Genomic DNA, 16,048 nt, shown 5'->3' with positions numbered 1-16,048 from the left:
GCCAGGGTGGACGCCGTCGTCGGGTCAGAGCCGGCCGGAATCGAAACGGGTAAAAACGTCACTGCGGTACTCTACGTTGAGCCGAGATAGCCTAGCCCGGCCAAGGCGGCAGATTCGAAATCTGCTGTCCCCACGGACTCGGGAGTTCAAATCTCCCTCTCGGCGCTTTTCAGCAGCACAAGACGGCGAGCGTAGCGAGTCGTTCGTGCTGCTGAAAACGATACAGGGGAGTTTGAACGAGACCAGTCGCGCGCAGCGAAGCGAGCACGTCTGGACGTTGTTCAAATCTCCCTCTCGGCGTTTTACGCGAACAACACGGCGAGCGTAGCGTCTCCTTCTGGATATCGAGACCGCTCGTTGAACACCACCGTAATACTGCGTGCGATCAGGATTCTCGATAGACGACGACTGTTCCCGTGTCTGCAACCTGCACCCGGTACGTTTCGCTGTTGACGAGCGCAAACGAGATGACGACCTCTCCGGTTCCGGTGCCATCTGCGAGCATCGCGTCGAGTGCCTCCGGATCGATCTGCTCGTAGAGGGTGATACCGAGCTCCCGTGTCATCTCGACTGGATCGACATCTTCGAGTGCACAGATCGCCTGTACGACCGCGATGCTCGCCGGCGTTTCCGCATCGTACTCGTGTTCGATGACGACCGATTCGCCTGGTGCTTCTGCACTGTCCTCGCTGCCAACAATGAGTACCATGTGTTCTCCGCTACGGGCTGTTCACCCTTTCAGTAGAAGATGACTCTGTGTGCAAACGCAGGCAAAACCACCACCACTCACTCCGGCTCGAACACGCCGGTACTCAGTACCCGCCAGCGCCCTCGAAACACCGCCCGCACTGATCGAACTCGTGGGTCGACGCGAGTTCGCCATCCGTCGTAACGCTGATCTGGTCTTCCGGAACGTGCCACAACGCGCCGCAGATCGCTGGATGAATGCTGTCGCCACATGACGGTTTGTGTACAGTTTTTGTCGACTGGTTAACTACGATTCGCATACGCCGACAACCGCTGGCTAGTTCATAACTGTTCGCCGTGAGAGTGCCCCACCCTGTGAGTCGGTAGATCCATTTCGTTTGTTCGAACCGCTCGGCTCGCAGTATCTCTGCAATATCCTCTCATCTGAAATCCGAACGATTCTCCTCACTCGACCCGAAGCCTCGGTATGGACGACCGACAACGACTGGTGATTGGCGCGATCTGGATCGTCGTCGCCGGCTTGATGGCGATCACGTTAGAGCCCGGTGTACCGGACTCGGTCGGCGACGTAGCGCGGCTGTTCGTCGTCGTGCTGGCGCTGTTCCTGGCGGCGGTCTACATACTCGACCCGCGGGGCGTCATCTCGAAAAAGTACTTCGAGTGATCCGGGCGGCGATTCGCAAGCCAACTCAGTCGTCTGCCGGTGCGAGTGCCTGTGCGTCCGACTCCAGCAGTCGGTCCAGTGCGTCGACCATTGCTTCGACGCTGGCGCGTGTGATGTCGGCTTCGCTTCTGGCGACCGTCACAGTGCGGTCGTCGCGGCTCATCGTCACCTCGACGGTGACGATCGCGTCGGTGCCGCCGGTGACGGCGTCGACCTGATAAGCCTCTAACTCGGCGTCGGCTGCGGAGCCCAGCGCGGTTCTGACCGCCGACACTGCGGCGTCGACGGGCCCCGATCCCGTGCCGCTTGCGACGCGCTCCTCGCCGGCTACGTCCAGCCGGACGCTGGCGGTCGGGACCGGTCCACCGCTCGTCGCTGCGAGGTCGACCAGCTCCACGACGCGATCGTGCTCGTCGCCGGTGACGTCCTCGGCGACAGCAAGCAGGTCGGCGTCCGTGACGCGCCGACCCCGGTCGCCAAGTTGAGTCACTCGCTGGGCGATCTCAGCAACCTCGTCTTCGTCGGCTGCGACATCGTGCTCTTCTAAGGCAGCTCGGACGCCCGCGCGACCGGTGTGTTTGCCAAGCGCGAGTCGGCGCTCGCGTCCCACCGTTTCGGGTGGGTACGGCTCGTACATCTTGTCGTCTTTTAACGTTCCGTCGGTGTGGATACCGCTCTCGTGGGTGAAGGCGTTCTCGCCGACGACCGCCTTGTTCGGTGGGAGCGCGACGCCCGTCGCTCGTGAGACGAGCTGTGAGAGGTCGTACAGCTCCGTCAACTCCACGGTTTCGACATTGTAGACGTGCTCTAACGCGATCGCGACCTCCTCTAGGGCGACGTTGCCCGCGCGTTCGCCCAACCCGTTGACGGTGCAGTGGACCAGGTCTGCGCCCGCGGAGATCGCCGCGAGCGCGTTTGCGACGCCCAGCCCGAGGTCGTCGTGGGTGTGAGCGCTTACGGGACCCAGTTCGGCCAGTCGGGAGACGGCTTCGGCGGTGCGCTCCGGGCCGGTGTGGCCGACCGTGTCGGCAAAGCAGGTTCGGTCGGCGCCAGCCTCGAGGGCGGCTTGCATAAGGGTCTCCAGATAGTCCAGATCGGCCCGCGAGCCGTCCTCGCCGATGACCTCGACCCACAGCCCCTGGTCTTTGGCGTAGGAGACGAGTTCAGCCGTCCGCTCGACGTTCTCCTCGCGGGAGGTGCCGACCTTGTCCTCGACGTGGCGGTCGCTCGCGGGAACGACGAGGTGGATGCCGTCGACGTCACACTCGAGTGCGAGATCGATGTCCGTCTTGAGACCGCGACAGAAGCTCGTTACGCGCGCGTCGAGCTCTAAATCGGTCACCCGCGAGATCGCCTGTCGCTCGCCTGCGCCCGTACAGGCGCTGCCGGCCTCGATGACCGAAGCGCCGGTGCGGTCTAAGGCGCGGGCGATCTCGACTTTCTCGTCCGGAGACAGCGAGATGCCGGGGGCTTGTTCGCCGTCACGAAGGGTCGTATCGAGCAGGCGGACGGTACGGTCGGGGTCGATCGTCTCGGCGGGTGAATGCGTTACAGGCAAGAGTGATGAACTGCGATCAGTGTCGTCGCGGAATTTCACGCCCAGCCGGGTCGCCCCGACTTCCTCTATCCTCGGCGTACGGCGTTGAGAGTGTATCTCGTGCCATCGTACCTGCCTCTAATGGAGACCGTAACCTTAAACCCGCCGGTTGGGAATGCGACCGGCCGTCGGCGGTCACGCTTCCTCGAGCCGAATACGGTCGCCGGCGCTCACGCCTGCAGCCGCGCCCGCAGGCAGTTCGAGGATCAGATCCGCCTCCGCCCGCGCGAACCCGCGCCACGGTGCCAGTCGCTCGACTCGTTCGACGACCCCCTCGCGAACCCAGATGACGTCGAGTGGAACGAAGACGAACAGCATGTGGATGCTCCGGGTCTTGGCCCGATCGAACCGGAAGGCGAGTGCGTACTCCGCCGGAAGCGAGCGCCGAAACATCAGCCCCAGCCCCTGGGTGAGGATCCCGTCTGCCGTCTCGGCTTTGCTCGCGATGATCTGCTCGCCGTCGTCCGATTCGTGGACCACCTTCACGGGCCGGGATTCGCAGGGGGCTCCCAAAAATCTCCCGCTGAGCGCGGACTGGCACCCCCATTGTACCACAGTTCGAGGCTGTGACATCGTGTCCACAGCGCCGACGCGAGAGTTAACTATCGTGGCGACCGAAGCGCGATCGACATGGAGCGGACGCCAAACGGCACCTCGGTCGGCGTCGACGACCCCTACGCGTTCGTCGAGCGCTGTGATCACCTGACCGACGACGGCCGCTGTCGCTACGCCGTCGAACACGGCCAACACGACCCCGAGTTCGCTCGCGAGCGCGCTGCCGACGACTACGCGTGTCCGATCGCAGATTCCGAGACAGACGACGGCTGGGCCGACTGCTCGCACTTTCGATCGCGCAATCACGATCACGAGTGCGTCCGCTGCGGGCTGGCAGAGCGCCGGGCGGGACTCTCCGCGGAGCGTCCGCTGCTTGAAGAGCACCACCTCTCCTACGACGGTGAAGACAGCCACGAGATCACCGTCTTCGTCTGCCGGTGGTGTCACGCCAAGGTCCACAACTCCTGGGCGCGCTTAGACGACGACGCTGCGCCAGACCCCGAAGCGATCGCAGCACGAGAACAACGCCGCGGCCGCGAACAGGCGGAGTTCGGCTTCGAGTCGGCTGCGGAGCGCCGCGATCAGGAGTGACTGCGACACGGTTGGTAGTGGTCAGTTCAGGTAGTTCACTCTTTATCCCGAGAATCAAAGTACCGGTAAACAATCCAAAAAGGGATTGAACTTACAATTATGAGGAATAATATCCCAACCACCCTGTTTGCATTAGAAAGGTTCCCATAGATACCTCCGATAATGCCTCTAGTGGTTAGTAACAGAACTACAAGAAGTGCGAAGACGAAAATAAAACCGAGCCCCTTTCTTGCGGTCGAATTACCGGCATCCATATTGTCAAACCTCCTCTACTCCTGAATAGTTGCTTCGATGACTGGTTCACACGCCTACTAGCCGCTACACCTTCGAATCACCCGCGTTCCGTTTCAGGGGTGGGCGTAGTACGCAACCAACTCCGCATCCGACTTTTCGTCTGCCCCTTCGATTCGGGCGAAGCCGACGCGCTCGAACTGGACGACAGCGTCTGTGAGGTCGGCGACGCCGGGCTCTGCGTGGCCGAAGACGTCTCCCTCCATCGTCCGAAGGCGAACGGACACGCTCTCGCGGGCTGGCACCCAGTGGATCACGTCGACGTCACCCTCGCGAACGACGTCGATGTCGTCGCCGGTGTACTGCAACGCATTGCGGGTGTACTGGAAACAGCCCAGTCCCTTGAGCCAGATGCGGTCCTCGGGGTCGGGGAGGTCTCCCTCCTCGATCAGGACCGCGTCCGAGACGGGAATCTCGCGGACACCGCGGTCCTCGTGGTTGGGGTGTAGCGGCGGGTTCGCTTCGTCCGGTGGCGAGCCGCCGAGGGGGACCTCGACGCCATCACGGACCAGGAATCGGCGGTCAGTCTCCTCGTCGATTAGATCGCGGTTGTTCGCGTAGATCGTACTCATCGCGAGGTCGACGTCGGTCGTGGAGGTGCCGAGGCCGGTCATCGCCTCGACGATCGCGTCGCCGCGGATTCCCCGTTGGCGCAGGCTCTGCAGGGTGGGTGCGCGTGGATCGTCCCAGCCGTCTAACTCGCCGGCGTCGATCAGCTCGGCGATGGTTGAGGTACTCATTTTGACGTCGTAGGCGTCTACCTGCACGTGGCCCCAGTGGACTACTTCGGGGTACTCCCAGTCGAAATAGTCGTAGACGAACCGCTGGCGCTTTGCAGAGTCCTGGAGGTCGATACCGCGGATGATGTGGCTGATTCCCAGCAGGTGATCGTCGACGCCTGACTGGAAGTCGAGCATGGGCCAGCAGCGGTAGTCGGCGGCCGCCTCGCGAGGGTGGGGAGTGTCGATCATCCGGAAGGCCACCCAGTCCCGGAGGGCGGGGTTCTTGTGCGTGATGTCGGTTTTTACGCGCAGGACCATCTCTCCGCTCTCGTACTCGCCGTCGATCATGGCCTCGAACTCAGAGCGGACGGTCTCTACGTCCTTGTCGCGGTGGGGACAGGCCTCGCCCGAATTCTTCAGCTCCGAGAACTCCTCGCCCGAACAGGAGCAGGTGTAGGCGCCGCCCAGTTCGATCAACTCGCGGGCGTGGTCGTAGTAGGTTTCGAGGCGATCGCTCGCCCGGTAGACGTCGTCGGGCTCGAAGCCGAGATAGCCGAGATCCTCGAGGATGGCGTCGTAGGCGTCGAGATCCGGACGTTTCGTCTCGGGATCTGTGTCGTCGAAACGGACGCAGAACCAGCCGTCGTATCGCTCTCTGTAGCTGCCGATGACTGCGGGCATGCGGGCATGGCCGACGTGCCACGGCCCGTTCGGGTTGGGTGCGACGCGCATCCGCACGTCCTCGTCCGCGTCGGCTGCCTCGTCATCCGGCTCCGAAACGCCGGGAAGCGAGGGGAGATCGTACTCGTCTTCCTCGTCCTCGGCTTCGATGTCGGCGAGCTCCTCGGGTGCCAGCTCTTCGAGTCGCTCGCGCTTGTCGGCGTACGCGAGGTCGTTTACCCGCCCGACGACGCCGCCGACGACGCCCGGAATCTCGCCGCCGTGGGGCCGGAAGTCGGGGTTGTCGCCCATCAGTGGCCCCATGATCGCACCGACGTCGGCGTCGCTCTCGTGTTTGACCGCGTTCAACAGCGCGTGCTTCTCTGCCTCGCGCTCGACGCGTTCGCGAAGATCCTCGTCCATTGGTCTGCCGTACTCTCGCCCGGACCAAAACGTCCGCGATGTTGTGGTGCCGCCTCGGAGTTTGGACGTGATCCCATCACTCACCACCCCGTCACTATTTATCGACTATAAATCAAATACTATTTTACTATGGCTGATTGATAGATGGTATGGATAATCGGGACTGGTCGGCGTCACAGTCCTCCCGTGGCTGTGTTGACGGCCGATCCGCAGACCGAGACATCTTTCTCGGGAGTGATCAGCTGGCACTGGCGGGCCCAGAGGCACTGGTTCTGTTCGCTGTCACCACCGACGACGAGCCCGACGTCACAGTCGCGGCGACCAACGAACAGTATCGGGACCTCGCTGGATTGGCCCGCGGGGCAGGCCACAGCCGTGATCCGACTGCACTGTTCGGTGCGGAGAGGGGCTCTGCGATCGTCTCGAACTGCCGTCGGTGTATCGAACGCGGCGATTCGGTCGAGTACGAGGGCGTTCCCGGAACAGCCGACGTCGACGGCCACTGGTACACGCGCTTCGTCCCGCTGTCTGCTGCTCAGTCGACCGCGTGGATCGTCGCGATCTCCCGCCGGCGAGCCAAGACGGATCCGACCCACCAGTTAACCGTCGCGGAGTTTCGCCAGATCGTCGATCTGATTCCCGACCTGCTGCTCGCGAAGAACCGTGGGGGCGAGTTTCTGCTCGCAAACGAGGCATTCGCGTCGATGCACGGCTGTACCCCCGAAGAGATGGAGGGAAAAACGGATCGAGAGATCGGCGTGGACGAGGAGACGGCAGCGAAGTTCAGAGCCGACGATCTGTCGGTGATCGAGTCCGGCGAACCGATGGAGCGAGTCGAGGAGACGATCACGACAGACGCTGGTGAGACGCGTATTCTCCAGACGACCAAGATCCCCTACGAGCCGGTTGGCACGGACGAAACGGCCGTTCTCGCGTACGCCCGGGACGTAACCGAACTCAAAGAGTACGAGCGACAACTCGAAGCCCAGCGCAACAACCTCGAACTGTTAAACGAGGTTGTGCGCCACGACATTCGAAACGACCTCCAACTCATCCAGGCGTACGCCGAGCTTGCGACCGAACACGTCGACGATGAGGGGGTATCGTACCTCGAGACGATCATCGAGAGCGCCGAGAACGCGATCACGCTCACCCAGACGGCACGCGAACTGGCCGCCGAAATGGCGGAGTCGGCGACGACCAGTCATCGGATTCCCCTCTCTGGCGTCCTCACACAACAACTTCGCGAGATCCGATCCGCTCATCCGAACGCCGACGTCTCCGTCGCCGGATTTCTGCCAGACGTCGGGGTTCGTGCTGACGGGCTGCTCGGGGCGGTGTTCAGAAACCTCCTCGAAAATGCCATCCAGCACAACGACACCGAGATACCGGTCGTCACCATCTCAGCCGAGACCACTGATGACGTCGTCACCGTTCGCATTGCCGACAACGGGCCCGGTGTGCCCGAGTCTCGGCGCGAGGAAATCTTTTATAAGCGCGAGAAGGGCGACCGAAGCGACGGGACCGGGATCGGGCTCTACCTCGTCTCGACGCTGCTCGGTCGGTACGGTGGTGAGATCTGGGTCGAAGACGCTGACCTGGGCGGTGCCGCCTTCGTCGTCGAACTATCCGTCGAATAAAACGGTCGGCCCGACCGACAGCGCTCAGTAGCCCCGTTCGATCAGGTAGTCCGCAAGCGTCAGCAACAGGTCGCGCGCCTCGTTGTCCGGAAGCACGTCGAGTCGCTGCTTTCCGTCTTCGACGAGCTCGCGTGCGAACTCGTTTGCATACCGGATCGAGCCGACCTCTTCGAGGGCCGCGACTGCCTCGTCGATTTCGGCCTCGGTGACGGCGTCGACGTCGTTCGTGTCGACTAATCCCTCGATGTCGACGCCCTCGTTGCGGGCGTGAACGGTGATCAGCGTCTGTTTGTTCTCGACTAAGTCGCTGCCACGTTGTTTGCCGAGTTTCTCGCTCGGGACCGTCAGATCGAGCACGTCGTCGTGAATCTGGAACGCACGGCCGATATCGAGCCCGTAACCGTGCAGTGCGTCGATGGTCTTGTCGTCTGCGCCCAGCAACACTGCTGGCAGGCTCGCAGCGGCGGCATAGAGCACGGCGGTCTTTTGCTCGACCATCTCGAGATACTCCTCGGGTGTCACGTCGGTGCGCTCCTCGAAGGTGACGTCGAGAGACTGGCCCTCACAGATCTGCGTGCAGGTCGTTGCGAGGATGTCGAGCGCTTCGACGGTTCGTTCGGGGTCGGCACCCGAATCGAGCATGATCTCGAACGCCTTCGAGTAGAGCGTATCGCCCGCGAGGATCGCCGTCTCGAGGTCGTACTCCTTGTGGACGGCGGGGACGCCCCGTCGCAGGTCGTCGTCGTCCATAATGTCGTCGTGGATGAGCGTAAACGACTGGATGACCTCGACGCTGACGGCGGCGTCCATTATGTCTACGGTTCCCGCGCCTTCGTCGAGTGTCGGAAACTGCTGGTAGTCGGTCGTCAGCGGCTCGACGTCGGCGAGTGCCTCTGCGGTCGTGAGTAACACGGTCGGCCGGAGGCGTTTCCCGCCCGCGTCGAGCAGGTATCGTGAGGCCTCGTAGAGACGTTCGGGTCGCTGTATCGGCAGCGCCTCCGGAATCGCCTCGTTGACCAGCTCGCGGCGCTCGCGAACGGCCTCGAGAACCGTCTCCTCTCGTGTCTTGGGAGACGTCATATCAGTCGACGAGCTGGATCAGGTTGCCGTTGCGCGTGACGTGGACGTCGCGGCCTAGCTCGTAGCCCTCGCCCTCACAGAGCTTGACGTAGCCCGACAGGCCCTTCAGGTCCTGGTGGGCCGGGATGATATTCTGGGGCTGGAGCGCGTCTAGCATCTTGTAGTGACCCTCCTGGTTCAGGTGCCCAGAGACGTGGATGTCGTCGTAGACGCGAGCGCCCTGCATGCCGAGCAGTCGCTCGGCCTGGTAGCGCTGTCCCTCGTTGGTCGGCTCCGGAATCACGCGCGCCGAGAAGACGACCTTGTCGCCTTCGTCTAGCTCGTAGGGCGTCTCGCCGCGGGCCATCCGGGTGAGCATCGCGCGGGGCTCGCCCTGGTGGCCGGTGACGACCGGCAGGTAGTCCTCTTTGCCCTCGTTCATGATCCGCTTGAACGTGCGGTCGACGGACTTTCGGTGGCCGAACATCCCCAGGTCCGAGGGGAAGTCGACGAAGTCAAGTCGTTCTGCGGTGCCGGAGTACTTCTCCATCGATCGGCCCAGCAAGACGGGCTGGCGACCGATGTCTTTCGCGAACTCAACGAGGCTCGTCACGCGCGAGATGTGACTCGAGAACGTCGTTGCAACGATCCCGCCGTCGTAGTCCTCCATGCTGTAGAGGACGTCCCGGAGGTGTTCGCGGGCGACGTTTTCGGAGGGCGTGCGCCCCTTCTTGTTGGCGTTCGTACAGTCTTCGATGTAACAGAGGACACCCTCGCCCTCGCGACCGATCTCACGGAAGCGCTTCATGTCGATCGGGTCGCCGATGACTGGCGTATGGTCCATCCGTTTGTCCAGTCCGTAGACGACGGCACCTTCCGGGGTGTGGAGGACCGGATTGATCGCGTCGATGATCGAGTGAGTGACGTTGACGAACTCGAGTTCGACCTGTCCGGAGTCGCCGATGGACATCGTCTCGCCGGCGTCCATCTTCACCAGGTCGTTTTCGACACCGAACTTCTGCTCGCCTTCAATCTGCTGTTTGACGAGTTCGATCGTAAACGGCGTCGCGACGATTGGGGCGTTGTACCGGTGGGCCAGCTTCGAGATGGCACCGATGTGGTCTAAGTGACCGTGGGTCGGCACGATGGCCTGGACGTCGCCTTCCAGGTCGGACATGATCCGGTCGTCGGGGATCGCGCCCATGTCGATCAAGTCTAAGCTGTGCATCCGCTCGGTCTCGACGTTGTCGTGGATGAGAACCTGCGAGAGGTTCAGACCCATGTCGAAGATGACGACGTCGTTCCCGGCGCGGACGGCAGTCATCTGCCGTCCGACTTCCTCGTATCCGCCAATGGTTGCAATTTCGATTTCCATGGTTGTAGCACTGAAAGCCGCGTGTGGACTCTCATCGAAACGGTCCGCGGACTCCCGGTTTCGCTCGGCCCCTGCGTCTCTCGGCGCGTCGGCCATCCCGCTATGCATCCTCCGAGCCGACGGTCCGCCCGTCGACCCGGGTCGCGACACCGCCGCGACGAGGGATGCACTTGCCCGCGGGTCTCGCTACGTGGCCCTACACGCCCAAGTGTTAAAAACGCAGTGGGTTCGACAGCTCCCGTCGCTCGGTTAGACGAGCGTCGTTCCCGGACTCTCGCCGCCCAAGAACGCCGCCAACTCCTCGAGCCCGAAGATCGACGCCGATGCCTCGAGTTCGAGCAGTGCGGCGACCTTCGCAGCCATTCCGCCCGTCACGTCCGTCGACTCACTCTCGCCGAGGACGTCTGCGACGGCCTCGAAGGAGTCAATGCGCTCGACGACCGCCCCCGAGTCGTCGAGCACGCCCGGGACCGTAGAGCAGAGACCGACGCGCTCGGCGCCCAGATCGGCCGCGAGCGCCGCGACGAGTTCGTCGCCGCTGACGACGGTCGCCCCGTGGCCTGCGTGGGCAACCAGATCGCCGTGCAAGACCGGGACGAACCCCTCTGCGACCAACGTCGCGACCTGTTGCGTCGGGAGCGACAGCGCCCCCTCCGCGTCTCGGCTCGCCGCCGAGAATGGGTGTACCGGAACCGCCGGAACGTCCCGCTCGTGCAGCCGCGAGAGGACGAACTCGTTCAGCGTCGTCATCGCGCCGTGGATCTCGATCACTGCGGTCTCGTCGTGCGTGCCGCTCTCTGTCGTCACGCCGTGCTCGCTGGCTGCGTGGTGGCCGAAGCTCCCGCCGCCGTGGACGAGCACGAGATCGTCCCGGCCCGCTGCATGCGCCTCGGCGATCGCCTCGGCTGCCCGGTCCAGTGCGGGCCCGTCGAGCGTTTCGGCACGATCCTTGTCGGTGATGACGCTCCCGCCCAGTTTACAGACGATCATTCGAGCTGTCGCACCCCCTCCTCGGCCAGCTCGGCGCGAAACGCCTCCTCACAGCCCGGCGTGTACGACAGTGCCGTCTCTACTTCCTCGTGTGGGTCGAGCGCGACGATGCAGCCGCCACCGCCCGCCCCGGTCAGCTTCGCGCCGTAGGCACCCGCCCCTCTGGCCGCCCAGACCATCGCGTCCAGCGAGCGCGAGGAGACGCCGAGTGCCGAGAGCAGGCCGTGGTTGAAATCCATCAGCCGGCCGACCTCCTCGAGATCGTTCGTCGCGAGCGCATCCTCTCCGTCGCCGACGATATCGCCGATCGCGCCGACGGTGTCGGCGGCGAAGTCGTACTCTTCGCGGAGCCGCCGGACTCCGGCCACGAGTTCGCCCGTATCGCCGGCTCCACCGTCGAAGCCGATGACCAGCGGGAGATCCGGCGCCTCGATCGCCTTGCAGTTGTCCCCCTCGACTCTGACCGCGCCGCCGGTCGCCGAGCAGAACGTATCCGCACGCGAGGCCTGTCCGTCCTGGACGGCGTGTTCGGTTCGAAACGCGCGCTCGGCGAGTTCGTCGGCCTCCAGGGTGGCGCCGAGCTCTCGCGTTGCCGCGTCAATCGCCGCGACGACCACAGCCGCCGAAGAACCCAGCCCGGCTCCAAGCGGGATCTCGCTCTCGATCGTCACGTCGAACCCGACGTCGGTCGCCCCGGTTACGTCCCGAACCTGTGCGATCGCCTCGTCGACGTAGCCCGTCGCCGCACGCACCAGCGACTCCGAGACGTCGACGTCCGGGTGTTCGTCGGGCTGGCGCCCGTACTCGACGGTAAAGCCGTCGAGACTTAGATCCTCGGCGTGGACGCGCAGCTTGTCGTCGCTTCGCTGGCGCACGCCGACACGAGCGCGCCGCTCGATCGCGCAGGGGACCGCCGGCTCGCCGTACACAACCGCGTGCTCCCCGAAGAGATAGACTTTACCGGGGGCCGAAGAGCGTGTCATATCCGGCCGTTCGTTCGAGGGCGGTTAATAGCTATCTTCTCGCGCCCGCACTTGCGACCTCTCTGCGCACACTCGCGGCTCTCACTGCCACTCTCGCGGCCCCTCGTCGCGGACTCCCTCCCACGGTCCTCACATGCCCTGGCAGTTTCGTCTCGCCCGATCGCTGTAGCCGGACTTAAGCCGACCTCACCCCAACGCGGTCGTATGTCTCTCGTCTTGCCCAGCGAGCTCGTCGTCGAGCGATTCCTGCCTACGGTTCGGGCGATGCTCGCGACTCGACTCGCCGACCGCGGCATGACCCAACAGGAGATCGCAGCCAACCTCGGTGTCACCCAGGCTGCGGTCAGTAAGTACGTCGGCGCCGACGACGTCGGCGAGAAGCGCTTTCGCGACGACCCCGAGACCCGGGCGACTGTCGAGCGCATCGCGGAGGGGCTCGATACCGGCGAGATGGACGGCTACGACGCGCTGGCCGAACTCCTGGCACTCGTCCGCACGCTCGAGGATCGAGGGCCGATCTGCGAACTCCACGAAGAGGAGATGCCCGAACTCCAGGGACTGAGCTGTGACCTCTGCGTTCGCGGACTCGACCCGGACGTGCGCGCCGAGCGCGACGTCCTCGCGAACGTCCGCGGGGCCGCCCGGACGCTCGCCGCGATTCCTGGAATGGCCGACGCCATCCCTAACGTCGGGACGAACGTCGGGATGTGCCTGCCCGAGGCAACGGATGAGACCGACGTTGCCGCGATCCCCGGACGCATCTACGCTATGGGCGGTCGCATCGAGATCCCGGCCAATCCCGAGTTCGGCGCCTCCAAGCACGTCGCCATGGCGTTACTTGCGGCCCGAGAGGCCGACCCCGAGATTCGCGGAGCGGTCAACGTCGCCACTGACGACGCGATTCTCGAGACCGCCCGATCGCTCGGTATCGACCCGCTCGAGTTCGACCCGGACTACGAAGACCGCCGCGAACACCTGCGAGAGCGCTTTGCCGACCGCGGTGCCGTTCCGGCGATCGTCTACCACCGTGGCGCGTTCGGCATCGAACCAGCAACGTACGTCTTCGCGGAGACGGCTGCCGAGGCGGCTACGCTGGTCGAGTCGCTGCTCGCCCAGGCGTCGTCCTGACGCGGCTCCGAGACGACTACGGACTGCGTGTGATCAGTAGATGGCGATCAAACGAGCAGCCCGACGACTCGGTACATCGCTCCCAGCGCAAAAATCGAGAGTAAGATTCCGACCGCGACGACGACCGCCGGCGGAACCTGCTCCTCTTCGAACTCGAACAGACGGTTGATCATGTTCCCAGTTCGGACGACCGGTACGTAGTCTTTTCACTCTGTCGTGGAATGCTGGCGGTGGCTGTTCTTACGCAGCGCACACGGATCTCTCTGAGCGAGCGCGAGTCTGCAGAGAAAACGCGATTCGAATTCCGGGTTAGACCATACTCTCGAAGTCCTCGAGCGAGTACGACGGCTCCGCACCGCGCCGATCGAGGACTTCGTTGGCGAGCAGCCAGTAGACGACCGAGAGGGCCTTGCGACCCTTGTTGTTCGTCGGGACGACGAGGTCGACGTTGCTGACTTGGTTGTTCGAGTCACACATCGCGATGACTGGGATCCCGACCGTGATGGCCTCCTTGACGGCCTGCGCGTCGCCGATCGGGTCCGTGACGACGACGACGTCGGGCTCGATGTAGCCGTCGTACTTGGGGTTGGTCAGCGTGCCCGGGATGAACCGGCCGGTGCGGGCGCGAGCGCCGACTGCCTCGGCGAACTTCTCGGCCGGGAACCGACCGTACTGGCGCGAGGAGGTCACGAGGATCTGCTCGGGCGCGTAGTTCGCGAGGAAGTCCGCGGCCGTGCGGATGCGGCCGTCGGTCTTCGAGACGTCAAGGACGTAGAGCCCGTCGGTTCGGACGCGGTGGATGAACCGCTCCATGTCCTTGGTCTTTTGCTGGGTCCCGATGTGGACCCCCGCGCCGAGGTAGTCCTCGACGGGGATCAGCAGGTCCGCTTCCTCGTCGGACATTACGTCGTCGTCGAGAGTCGGGCCCGCGTCGGTCTCGTCGTCCTGTTCGTCGGCTACCGGCTCGACGTCCTCGGCGGGATCGGCGGCGGGACCGGCCCCCTCGGCCGGCTCCTCGTCGATCTCCGCCTCGGCGGCGTCGAGCCCTTCCTGTTGTGCGTCGTTGTCAGTCATGTGGCATCGTCTGCGATTCTGATGAGTTCGTTCAACTTGGCGGTTCGCTCGCCGCCGACTGCGCCGGTCTTGATAAACGGTGCGTCGGTCGCCACGGCGAGGTGTGCGATGGTCGCGTCCTCGGTCTCGCCCGAGCGGTGGGAGACGACCGAGTCGTAGCCGTTCTCGCCGGCGAGCTCGATCGCGTCGAAGGCGTCCGTCAGCGTCCCGATCTGGTTTGGTTTGATCAGGATACTGTTGGCCGCGCCGCGCTCGATGCCGTCGGCGAGTCGGTCGGTGTTGGTGACGAACAGGTCGTCCCCACAGATGAGCGTGTCACCGCTCACTCTGTCGGTCAGCTCTGCGAACCCGTCGTAGTCGTTCTCGTCTAGGGGGTCCTCGACGTAGGCGAGATCGTACTCGTCAATCAGACTCGCGATGTACTCGATCTGCTCGTCTGCGTTACAGGTCGTGTCGCTGTACTCGTAGACGCCCGCTTCGGCGTCGTACATCTCTGCGGCCGCGACGTCGAGGCCGAATCGGATCTCGAAGCCGACCTCGTCGGCAACCTGTGAGACCGCCTCGTCGACGATCTCGAACGCCTCGTCGTCGTCGATCGACGGCGCCCACGCGCCCTCGTCGCCCTTGCCGCAGGCGACGTCGCGCTCTGCGAGCAGATCGGCGACGCGGTCGTGGACCGCGGCGTTCGCGAAGACGGCGTCCTCGACGCTCGGTGCGCCGACTGGTGCGGAGAGGAACTCCTGAATGTCGGTCGCGTCTGCGGCGTGTTCGCCGCCGCCGACGACGTTCCCGAGTGGGATCGGGAAGTTCTGTCCGCGGAAGGTGCCGCCCAAGTGCTGGAACAGCGGCGCACCCAGCACGTCGGCGCCCGCCTTCGCAGCGGCCATCGAGATCGCGACGGCGCTGTTGGCGCCGATCTGCGAGAAGTCGTCGGTGCCGTCGGCCGCCCGAAGGATTCCGTCGACTTCGCGCTGGTTGCCCGCGTAGGCCTCCCCGACGAGTCGGGGGACGGCGTGTTCGCGTGCGGCGGCAATCGCCTCTTCTGCTGGGCGTTCGATCGCTTCGTACTCGCCGGTGCTGGCGCCGGATGGCGCCGCTGCCCGACCGAAGCCACCGCTTTCGGTGACGACGTCGGCTTCGACCGTCGGGTTCCCCCGCGAGTCGACGATGCGGCGCAGTCGAACGTCGGTGATGAGCGTCATTTACGTGTTCCCTCGCTTGACGGTAAACGGCAGCGCGCCGGCATCGTACTCCTCGGCGGCCACCAGGATCGGTTCCGTCTGGTCCGTTTCGATCAGGACCGGCGCTCCGTAGGAGACCTGCAGCGCTCGTGCGCCGAGGATCCGGGCCTTCTCGTATCGGTTGTGGTGTTCTTGTTGCATTACTGGTAGGGTGAGACGACGTCAACGAGGTCGGTGTGGCTCACGAGCATCCGTCGGCAGCAGTAACGGTCGACGCCGAGCTCGTCTAAGACCTCCTGAGGGTCTTCCTCGCCCTGGTTGGCTCGCTCGTCGAACGCTTCCCAGTGCTCGCCGACGACGTTACCGCACGTGAAACACCGGACCGGTACCATCATACGTTGTTCACC

Annotated in this window: 18 protein-coding genes and 1 tRNA gene; 5 read left to right on the top strand and 14 right to left on the bottom strand. The window is 64.1% G+C overall.

Translation table 11 applies throughout. The features are described from left to right. Nucleotides 1-80 precede the first annotated feature (80 nt). Nucleotides 81-165: transfer RNA gene (locus OB905_05900), tRNA-Ser, on the top strand. A 220-nt stretch (nucleotides 166-385) separates the two neighbouring features. Here the strand turns inward: OB905_05900 and OB905_05895 are convergent. Both OB905_05895 and OB905_05890 read right to left on the bottom strand, forming a co-directional pair. Then, nucleotides 386-709, bottom strand: coding sequence for a hypothetical protein (locus tag OB905_05895; protein ID MCU4925520.1), 324 nt, complete (start codon nucleotides 707-709; stop codon nucleotides 386-388). Between the two features lie 103 nt (nucleotides 710-812). Next, nucleotides 813-1,007 carry a hypothetical protein gene (locus OB905_05890; GenBank protein ID MCU4925519.1) on the bottom strand — a complete coding sequence of 65 codons (195 nt, stop codon included), beginning with the start codon at nucleotides 1,005-1,007 and terminating at the stop codon, nucleotides 813-815. A gap of 167 nt (nucleotides 1,008-1,174) precedes the next feature. Here OB905_05890 and OB905_05885 point away from each other — a divergent pair, with 167 nt between their 5' ends. Further along, nucleotides 1,175-1,372, top strand: coding sequence for a hypothetical protein (locus tag OB905_05885; protein ID MCU4925518.1), 198 nt, complete (start codon nucleotides 1,175-1,177; stop codon nucleotides 1,370-1,372). A gap of 25 nt (nucleotides 1,373-1,397) precedes the next feature. Here OB905_05885 and OB905_05880 read toward each other — a convergent pair whose 3' ends face one another. Together OB905_05880 and OB905_05875 are read right to left on the bottom strand one after the other, a co-directional pair. Further along, nucleotides 1,398-2,930 (bottom strand): 2-isopropylmalate synthase, encoded by a 1,533-nt coding sequence (locus OB905_05880; protein ID MCU4925517.1) that lies wholly within the window; start codon nucleotides 2,928-2,930, stop codon nucleotides 1,398-1,400. Between the two features lie 174 nt (nucleotides 2,931-3,104). Then, nucleotides 3,105-3,455 carry a DUF192 domain-containing protein gene (locus OB905_05875; protein MCU4925516.1) on the bottom strand — a complete coding sequence of 117 codons (351 nt, stop codon included), beginning with the start codon at nucleotides 3,453-3,455 and terminating at the stop codon, nucleotides 3,105-3,107. A gap of 144 nt (nucleotides 3,456-3,599) precedes the next feature. Here OB905_05875 and OB905_05870 point away from each other — a divergent pair, with 144 nt between their 5' ends. After that, the gene (locus tag OB905_05870) at nucleotides 3,600-4,115 is read left to right on the top strand and encodes a hypothetical protein (protein ID MCU4925515.1); all 516 of its coding nucleotides are present in this window, start codon (nucleotides 3,600-3,602) and stop codon (nucleotides 4,113-4,115) included. A gap of 347 nt (nucleotides 4,116-4,462) precedes the next feature. Here OB905_05870 and OB905_05865 read toward each other — a convergent pair whose 3' ends face one another. Further along, nucleotides 4,463-6,211, bottom strand: coding sequence for a glutamate--tRNA ligase (locus OB905_05865; GenBank protein MCU4925514.1), 1,749 nt, complete (start codon nucleotides 6,209-6,211; stop codon nucleotides 4,463-4,465). A gap of 149 nt (nucleotides 6,212-6,360) precedes the next feature. On the opposite strand from OB905_05865, the gene OB905_05860 reads away from it, so the two are divergent. Next, nucleotides 6,361-7,851 carry a PAS domain-containing sensor histidine kinase gene (locus tag OB905_05860; GenBank protein MCU4925513.1) on the top strand — a complete coding sequence of 497 codons (1,491 nt, stop codon included), beginning with the start codon at nucleotides 6,361-6,363 and terminating at the stop codon, nucleotides 7,849-7,851. 24 nt (nucleotides 7,852-7,875) lie between these two features. Here the strand turns inward: OB905_05860 and OB905_05855 are convergent, their stop codons facing one another. From OB905_05855 to mvk, 4 genes are all read right to left on the bottom strand, one after another. Beyond that, nucleotides 7,876-8,931 carry a polyprenyl synthetase family protein gene (locus OB905_05855; protein MCU4925512.1) on the bottom strand — a complete coding sequence of 352 codons (1,056 nt, stop codon included), beginning with the start codon at nucleotides 8,929-8,931 and terminating at the stop codon, nucleotides 7,876-7,878. 1 nt (nucleotide 8,932) lies between these two features. After that, complete coding sequence (locus OB905_05850; GenBank protein MCU4925511.1) at nucleotides 8,933-10,285, bottom strand: ribonuclease J; 1,353 nt, start codon at nucleotides 10,283-10,285, stop codon at nucleotides 8,933-8,935. A gap of 249 nt (nucleotides 10,286-10,534) precedes the next feature. Further along, on the bottom strand, nucleotides 10,535-11,275 hold the full coding sequence (locus OB905_05845) for an isopentenyl phosphate kinase (protein ID MCU4925510.1): 741 nt from the start codon (nucleotides 11,273-11,275) through the stop codon (nucleotides 10,535-10,537). Continuing rightward, nucleotides 11,272-12,258, bottom strand: a complete 987-nt coding sequence (gene mvk / locus OB905_05840) for a mevalonate kinase (protein MCU4925509.1) — start codon at nucleotides 12,256-12,258, stop codon at nucleotides 11,272-11,274. The genes OB905_05845 and mvk overlap by 4 nt, the downstream gene beginning before the upstream one ends. Nucleotides 12,259-12,462: 204 nt before the next feature. On the opposite strand from mvk, the gene OB905_05835 reads away from it, so the two are divergent. Further along, complete coding sequence (locus OB905_05835; GenBank protein ID MCU4925508.1) at nucleotides 12,463-13,386, top strand: transcriptional regulator; 924 nt, start codon at nucleotides 12,463-12,465, stop codon at nucleotides 13,384-13,386. Between the two features lie 47 nt (nucleotides 13,387-13,433). Here the strand turns inward: OB905_05835 and OB905_05830 are convergent, their stop codons facing one another. The 5 genes from OB905_05830 to OB905_05810 form a co-directional block, all read right to left on the bottom strand. After that, nucleotides 13,434-13,559, bottom strand: coding sequence for a hypothetical protein (locus OB905_05830; protein ID MCU4925507.1), 126 nt, complete (start codon nucleotides 13,557-13,559; stop codon nucleotides 13,434-13,436). A gap of 136 nt (nucleotides 13,560-13,695) precedes the next feature. Further along, complete coding sequence (gene rpsB / locus OB905_05825) at nucleotides 13,696-14,460, bottom strand: 30S ribosomal protein S2 (GenBank protein ID MCU4925506.1); 765 nt, start codon at nucleotides 14,458-14,460, stop codon at nucleotides 13,696-13,698. Further along, entirely contained in the window at nucleotides 14,457-15,662 is a 1,206-nt protein-coding gene (gene eno, locus OB905_05820; GenBank protein ID MCU4925505.1) for a phosphopyruvate hydratase, read from the bottom strand. Before eno ends, rpsB begins: the two co-directional genes overlap by 4 nt. Then, nucleotides 15,663-15,842 carry a DNA-directed RNA polymerase subunit K gene (locus tag OB905_05815; GenBank protein ID MCU4925504.1) on the bottom strand — a complete coding sequence of 60 codons (180 nt, stop codon included), beginning with the start codon at nucleotides 15,840-15,842 and terminating at the stop codon, nucleotides 15,663-15,665. Then, on the bottom strand, nucleotides 15,842-16,036 hold the full coding sequence (locus tag OB905_05810; GenBank protein MCU4925503.1) for a DNA-directed RNA polymerase subunit N: 195 nt from the start codon (nucleotides 16,034-16,036) through the stop codon (nucleotides 15,842-15,844). Before OB905_05810 ends, OB905_05815 begins: the two co-directional genes overlap by 1 nt. Between the last annotated feature and the right edge of the window lie 12 nt (nucleotides 16,037-16,048).

Source organism: Halobacteria archaeon AArc-dxtr1 (genome assembly GCA_025517425.1).
Taxonomy (GTDB): domain Archaea; phylum Halobacteriota; class Halobacteria; order Halobacteriales; family Natrialbaceae; genus Halostagnicola.
The sequence above is the reverse complement of the archived record's forward strand: the minus strand, read 5'-3'. Positions and strand labels throughout refer to the sequence as shown.

Excerpts from the sequence above, each read along its gene's own strand:
- OB905_05895 (MCU4925520.1), bottom strand. The coding sequence starts at position 709 with ATGGTACTCATTGTTGGCAGCGAGGACAGTGCAGAAGCACCAGGCGAA.
- OB905_05890 (MCU4925519.1), bottom strand. The coding sequence starts at position 1,007 with ATGCGAATCGTAGTTAACCAGTCGACAAAAACTGTACACAAACCGTCA.
- OB905_05885 (MCU4925518.1), top strand. The coding sequence starts at position 1,175 with ATGGACGACCGACAACGACTGGTGATTGGCGCGATCTGGATCGTCGTC.
- OB905_05870 (MCU4925515.1), top strand. The coding sequence starts at position 3,600 with ATGGAGCGGACGCCAAACGGCACCTCGGTCGGCGTCGACGACCCCTAC.
- OB905_05865 (MCU4925514.1), bottom strand. The coding sequence starts at position 6,211 with ATGGACGAGGATCTTCGCGAACGCGTCGAGCGCGAGGCAGAGAAGCAC.
- OB905_05860 (MCU4925513.1), top strand. The coding sequence starts at position 6,361 with ATGGATAATCGGGACTGGTCGGCGTCACAGTCCTCCCGTGGCTGTGTT.
- OB905_05855 (MCU4925512.1), bottom strand. The coding sequence starts at position 8,931 with ATGACGTCTCCCAAGACACGAGAGGAGACGGTTCTCGAGGCCGTTCGC.
- OB905_05850 (MCU4925511.1), bottom strand. The coding sequence starts at position 10,285 with ATGGAAATCGAAATTGCAACCATTGGCGGATACGAGGAAGTCGGACGG.
- OB905_05845 (MCU4925510.1), bottom strand. The coding sequence starts at position 11,275 with ATGATCGTCTGTAAACTGGGCGGGAGCGTCATCACCGACAAGGATCGT.
- mvk (MCU4925509.1), bottom strand. The coding sequence starts at position 12,258 with ATGACACGCTCTTCGGCCCCCGGTAAAGTCTATCTCTTCGGGGAGCAC.
- OB905_05835 (MCU4925508.1), top strand. The coding sequence starts at position 12,463 with ATGTCTCTCGTCTTGCCCAGCGAGCTCGTCGTCGAGCGATTCCTGCCT.
- OB905_05830 (MCU4925507.1), bottom strand. The coding sequence starts at position 13,559 with ATGATCAACCGTCTGTTCGAGTTCGAAGAGGAGCAGGTTCCGCCGGCG.
- rpsB (MCU4925506.1), bottom strand. The coding sequence starts at position 14,460 with ATGACTGACAACGACGCACAACAGGAAGGGCTCGACGCCGCCGAGGCG.
- eno (MCU4925505.1), bottom strand. The coding sequence starts at position 15,662 with ATGACGCTCATCACCGACGTTCGACTGCGCCGCATCGTCGACTCGCGG.
- OB905_05815 (MCU4925504.1), bottom strand. The coding sequence starts at position 15,842 with ATGCAACAAGAACACCACAACCGATACGAGAAGGCCCGGATCCTCGGC.
- OB905_05810 (MCU4925503.1), bottom strand. The coding sequence starts at position 16,036 with ATGATGGTACCGGTCCGGTGTTTCACGTGCGGTAACGTCGTCGGCGAG.